At 69.6% G+C, this 5,663-nt stretch carries 4 protein-coding genes and 2 pseudogenes; 2 read left to right on the top strand and 4 right to left on the bottom strand.

Going from position 1 to position 5,663, the window contains the following annotated elements; translation table 11 throughout:
• From ACWCO3_RS30460 to ACWCO3_RS30445, 4 genes and pseudogenes are all read right to left on the bottom strand, one after another.
• Nucleotides 1-90, bottom strand: a pseudogene (locus tag ACWCO3_RS30460) (ABC transporter ATP-binding protein); the annotation flags it as partial.
• A gap of 182 nt (nt 91-272) precedes the next feature.
• Nucleotides 273-935, bottom strand: a pseudogene (locus ACWCO3_RS30455) (expansin EXLX1 family cellulose-binding protein); the annotation flags it as partial.
• A gap of 185 nt (nt 936-1,120) precedes the next feature.
• On the bottom strand, nt 1,121-1,939 hold the full coding sequence (locus tag ACWCO3_RS30450; protein WP_450013319.1) for an MOSC domain-containing protein: 819 nt from the start codon (nt 1,937-1,939) through the stop codon (nt 1,121-1,123).
• 4 nt (nt 1,940-1,943) lie between these two features.
• Nucleotides 1,944-2,777 (bottom strand): class I SAM-dependent methyltransferase, encoded by an 834-nt coding sequence (locus ACWCO3_RS30445; protein ID WP_145785248.1) that lies wholly within the window; start codon nt 2,775-2,777, stop codon nt 1,944-1,946.
• Nucleotides 2,778-2,897: 120 nt separating this feature from the next.
• Between ACWCO3_RS30445 and ACWCO3_RS30440 the strand changes: the two genes are divergently transcribed.
• Together ACWCO3_RS30440 and ACWCO3_RS30435 are read left to right on the top strand one after the other, a co-directional pair.
• Nucleotides 2,898-3,965, top strand: a complete 1,068-nt coding sequence (locus tag ACWCO3_RS30440) for an LCP family protein (protein WP_450013317.1) — start codon at nt 2,898-2,900, stop codon at nt 3,963-3,965.
• Between the two features lie 173 nt (nt 3,966-4,138).
• Nucleotides 4,139-5,614, top strand: coding sequence for a sugar transferase (locus tag ACWCO3_RS30435; protein WP_450013315.1), 1,476 nt, complete (start codon nt 4,139-4,141; stop codon nt 5,612-5,614).
• Nucleotides 5,615-5,663: the final 49 nt, after the last annotated feature.

Below are 5,663 nucleotides of genomic sequence, written 5' to 3'. Positions count from 1 at the left end.
GCCGGTGGCGAGCGCCTCGTCGATGAGCAGCACGTCGTGCTTCTTGGCCGCGGCGATGGAGAACCGTAGCCGGGCCGCCATGCCGGAGGAGCGCTCGCCTTCGCCACCTCGACCGGCTGGCGGGCCGGTGTCGGCGTGACGGTGGGCCGGTTTCCGGGTGGGCGGGGCGACGCGGAGGCGCGCGGCGTGGCCGCGACGGCGCCGCGTCCGTACATCCGGACCGTGCTGTTCTGCACCTGACCTGGTGCCATCCGGATACCGCCGACGGTGACCCGGTTGCCGTACACGTCGCTGACGCGGATGGTGAACGGACCGGGGCCGGCGCCGGAGGCGATCAGCCAGTAGTTGTAGTCCTGCCGGGCGGCGGACCGCCACGCGCCACTGTCACCCTGCCGGACCTCGACGGACCGCAACGGGTTGCCGTGGTTTCCGACGCGGACGGCGAACCACCACTGCGACGAGCCCTCCTTCATGCGGAAGGTGAGCGGTCCCGGCAGCGGCGGGTTGACCACCGCGCGGTAGGTGACCGGGACGAGTCCCTGGACGGGGTCGGCGATCCGGGCGAACGCCTCGCGGGACAGGTCGAGGTGCCCCGGTGCGCACTCGGGGCACTGATCCATGATCAGCACACGGACAGTGCCCTTCGGGCCGGTCACGTCGAGAAATCCGCCGCAGGCGGCGCCGGCGGAGTATTCGGTCGGGCCGAGGGCGACGTAGAGCCGATTGGCGGGGGCCGCCGGGTTCGAGCAGTTGCCGCCGGTGCCCTTCGAGTCGTAGAAGGTCGCCTTGCCGTTGTGCGTGGCGTTGCCGGTGGGTGGCGCGGCGACGAGCGCCGGGCCGGCGGCGCAGGCCGGAGCGGAACCGGACCGCAGGGTCAGGGTGAGTCCGAGTGCCGCCGCGACGACTGTGACGCCGGTGGCGACCAGCCAGGGCATCGAGCGGGACGACGACGCCTGCTGCTCCTGGGGAGCGTGGTCCAGATCGATGTCGATGTCGACCGCGCTGACGTCCGTCACGACGGCGATGTTGCCGGACCTGGGCGCGGAGGGACAAGCCGGCTAAGCCAAAGCTAAGACAGCATCGACGGACGGTGATCGGCGCGTTTCGATAGCGGGTTCGGTCAGGGTGCGATCACGACGGCGTCTCCCACTGTCAGCTTTCCACTGTCGACGGGAACCAGGTTGAGGCCGAAGAGGAGCTTCTGCTTGACGTTGCGGTGTCGTCCGAGTGTGCGCAACGGCTCCTTGGTGCGTACCCCGGTTTCCTGGTCGGTTGTGGTCACCACGCACCTGTCGCACGGCCCGGCGGCACGAAAGCGCAGGTCGCCGATGCGCAGCGACCGGCCCACCCAGTCGTCCTCGGCCCAGGGCGGAGCCCCGTCTACCACCAGGTTGGGCCGGAACCGGGTCATCGGCACCGGTTCCTCCCCCGCCTCGGCGAGCCAGTCGTTCAGGGCGTCGAGGGAGGCGGTGTTCGCCAGCAGCAGCGGGTAGGCGTCGGCGAAGGTGACCTGGTCGCCGGTGTCGTGTTCGCGAGTCCCGGCGGCCAGGTGGCGGGTGGGTTGGGCAAGCCAGACCAGCCGGACCGGCCGGCCGAGCAGCGCGCCGAGCCAGTCGTCGGCCGCCGGGCCGGCCGCCAGTGCCGGGACCGGGAACGTGCGGCTGCGGAAGGTTCGCACCGGGACCGGTTCGCCGCCGCTCGGTTCGGGCACGTCGAGGTCGGGCTGCCCGTCGGCGCGCAGTGTCAGACCGCCGTCATGCACGGTGGCGCGCAGGCCGACCAGCCTTGTGGTGTCGCGCTGGGTGACGCCGACGCCGTCGGCGTCCACGACCATCCACCGCCGGTCGCCGGCCAGGCCCCACGGCTGCACGAACGCGCCGTCGTGGTCGAGCCGGTGACAACCCTTGACGGGGTACGTGTGAATCGAGGTCAGCCGCACCCGGTCACCATGCCACGCCGATGCCGTCGCCCGGGTACCAGTGGTTGGCGGGGCTCTCCCGGTAGGCGAGGAACCGGCGGCCGGTGCGTTCGGCGTGCTCGGCGAGCACGTTGGTGCTGGTGACGTTGTCGGTGAGCAGGAGCGCGCCGGGGGCGAGCTTCGGCTCCACCGCGTCGAACTCGCGCTTCTCGTGGGCACGGCTGTGGTCGCTGTCGTGCAGGAACAGGTCGACCGGGCGGTCCAGTGCGCCGATCGAGGCGATCGAGTCGCCGATCACCAGGTCGACGACCTCCGACCAGGGCTCGCTGGCGGCGAGGTAGCCGGCCTCGGGGTTGATGTCCAGCGAGGTGACCCGGCCCGGGTGCCCCTCCTGTGCGTTACGCAGCAGGGCGGAGGCCAGGACGCAGGTGCCCAACCCCTTGTCGACGCCGGTCTCCACGATGTGCGCGGGGCGGGTGGCCCGGACGATCGCGTACCAGCCGACGCGCCGGGCGTAGTGGACCTTCTTGTCGGCGAGACCACGGCGGGCCGCGCCGGCGGTGGTCTGTTCGATGTGGTGGCGCAGCGCCTGGTCGGACTCGATCTCGTCGAGCCAACCCCGGACCTGCTGGACCGGGCGGTCGCAGACCACGCTGACGAACCAGGCGAGGTGGTGACGGCTCAGTTTCGTCAGCTCGTACGTGTAGTTGTGATGCTCCCGGGAGGTGACCAGCCACCGGGCCGAGATGCGCAGCACCTTGGCGTCGTGGCGGGCGACCCGGGCGAGCCGCTTGGGAAACGCGGCGACGGGTGCGAGTGGGGTACGGGCGATGGCTCGGCGCAGCTGCGTAGCGTCCACCGCTGCTTCATACCAGGTTCAGGCGATCGTCTGAGCGAAAAGTTTTTTTGGTCAGGATGTGAAACCGTACGGCCCAGACGGGGGCACGTGAGCGTAACCCGCAATCAGTAGCATCGCGGCATGCAGTATCGCCAGGAGTACGCGGAACCCGAAACCCAGTTCATCGCGGCGCAGGAGCCATCGGAACCGACCAAGAAGGCGCGCAAGAAGCGCCCCCGGTGGCAGAAGGTCGCCCTGATCACGTTCGTGGTGATCGCGATGCTCGGCGGCATCGGAATGATCGGTGGTGGGCTGTACTTCCGCTCCATCAACTCCGGCATCGAACGTGTCGACGCCTTCGACGGCGTGCCGGAGGCCGACCGGCCGCAGGTGCAGGCCGAGGCCAAGGGCGCGATGAACATCATGATCCTGGGCAGCGACTCCCGCGACCCGGAGAGCGAGTCCGGCTCCCGCACCGACACGATCATCCTGGCCCACCTCCCGAAGGACCGCTCCAGCGCGCAGCTCATCTCGATCCCCCGGGACAGCTGGGTCAGCGTGCCGAAGTCGTCCACCGGCCGGGGCGGTCGCGACGCGAAGATCAATGCGTCGTTCGCGTGGGGGGGCGTTCCGTTGATGGTGCAGACGGTGGAGAAGTTCACCGGCGTGCGCATCGACCACGTGACGATCGTCGACTTCGGTGGCTTCAAGGAGATCGTGGACGCTCTGGGCGGCATCAACATCGAGGTGGAGAAGGGCTTCACCACGCTCTACGCGCTGAACGGCAGCCGCACGTTCAACGCCGGCAAGCAGAAGATGGACGGGGCGGCCGCGCTCGACTACGCACGCGAGCGCCATGCCTTCGCCGACGGCGACTTCGCCCGGATCCGGCACCAGCAGCAGGTCATCAAGGCGATCCTGGACAAGGCGGCATCCGGCGGCACCCTGGCCAACCCGGCCAAACTCAACTCGTTCGTCAAGGCGACGGCCGACGCGGTCGCCGTGGACAAGAAGCTCAACCTGCTGGACCTCGCGTCCGAGATGCGCGACCTGCGCAGCGGCAACCTGACGTTCCTCACCTGCCCCACGAAGGGGACCGGCCAGATGGGCACCGAGAGCGTGGTCCTGGTCGACAAGGAGAAGGCCGCCCAGGTCTTCAAAGCGGTCCGCAACGACAACGTTCCGGAGATCCTGTCCGCCGCAAAGTAGGAGCGGGATCTGTCTTGCCGGCCATGGTGGCGCGCCTCGGCCGATCGTAGAGTTCGGTCGCCCTTCTGGTCTGGACGCGTGACCGAGGGCTTTCACGGGGAGGTCCACAAGTGTCAGGCCAGCCGGCGACCAGCCATACGTCCACGCCCCCGTACGGTGGCGGACAACTCGACATGCCGGGTGACGGGGCCCGCCTCTACGGTGGCGGCGCCCCACCCGTTCCGCAGTCCCGGGAGCCGGAGGCCGCGCCCGAGGTGCCCGGCCTCGGCACCACCGCCGTCCTGCCGTACGCCAGGTCCCGCACGTCGTCGCGGACGCGGTGGCTACGGGCGTGGATGATGGTCGCACCGGTGGACGTCGTGGCGCTGCTCGCTCCGCTGGCACTGAGCCAGAGCTACTGGCGCGGGACCATCGCCAACGCCGTGCTGACGGTGTTCCTCTTCGCCGTCGGCGGTCTCTACCGGCCGCGTCGGCACGTGAGCATCCTCGACGAGTTGCCGAGTCTCAGTGGGCGACTGCTGGCCGCTGCCTCGGTGGTGGCCATCATCGCGGCCGAGCGGCACGCCTCGGTGGCGTACGTGGGTGGATTCATGCGGGGCGTCGCGCTGTCGGCGATGCTCGTGATCCTCGGGCGGGCGGCCAGCAGGGCGTTCACCGTCCTGTCCCGCAAGCGTCGGTGGGCGGAACACAACGCGATCATCGTCGGCGGCGGGCCGATCGGTGTCGAACTCGCCCGGTTGCTGCGCCGCTACCCGCAGTACGGTCTGCGGTTCGTGGGTTGTGTCGACGCTCCGTCACGCCAGGACAACGGGGTGCTCCAGTTGAGCGGGACGTTGACCGACCTGGAACACCTGGTCCGGCTGTCGGAGTGCGAAGTCCTGATCATCGCCGACCCGGACTGCCACGAGTTGACCCTGATGGAGACCCTGCTCCAGCCCCGCAGCTCGCGCTGTGACCTCTGGGCCGTGCCCCGCCTGTGGGGCTCGCGCTCGCACAGCGGCTACCCCGACCACATCGGCGCGTTCCCGATCGTCAAGATCGGCGACATCACGCTGTCCGGCCCGCGCTGGGCCATCAAGCGGGCGTCCGACATCCTGTTCGCGGCGATCGCTCTCATCCTGTTGAGCCCGGTGCTGCTGCTCTGCACCATCGCCACGTTCATCGACGGTGGCCGCGGCATCTTCTTCTACCAGGAGCGGATCGGCCGGTACGGCAAGCCGTTCAAGGTCATCAAGTTCCGTTCGATGCGTCCCGTGAACGAGCAGGAGTCCCAGACCAACTGGTCCATCGCGAACGACCGGCGGGTCGGCCCGATCGGCCGGTTCATGCGCCGGACGTCGCTGGACGAGCTGCCCCAGCTGTGGAACATCCTGCGCGGCGACATGAGCGTCGTCGGGCCGCGGCCGGAGCGGCCGTACTTCGTGGAGAAGTTCTCGGCCGAATACCCGAACTACGCGTCACGTCACCGCGTTCCTGTCGGGCTCACCGGGCTCGCGCAGGTCAGCGGCCTGCGCGGCGACACTCCGATCTCCGACCGGGCCCGGTTCGACAACTACTACATCGAGAACTGGTCGCTGTGGTTGGACGTCAAGGTGGTGCTCCGCACGGTCTCGGAGGTCTTCCGCGCCGGCGGTCCCGGGTCACCGTGAACGACGCCGCGTCGGCCACGGTGTTCGCCGACACGGCCGCCGCGCTGAT

It is taken from the genome of Micromonospora sp. NPDC002411, from assembly GCF_053592955.1.
This window is presented reverse-complemented; position numbering and strand designations above follow the sequence as displayed.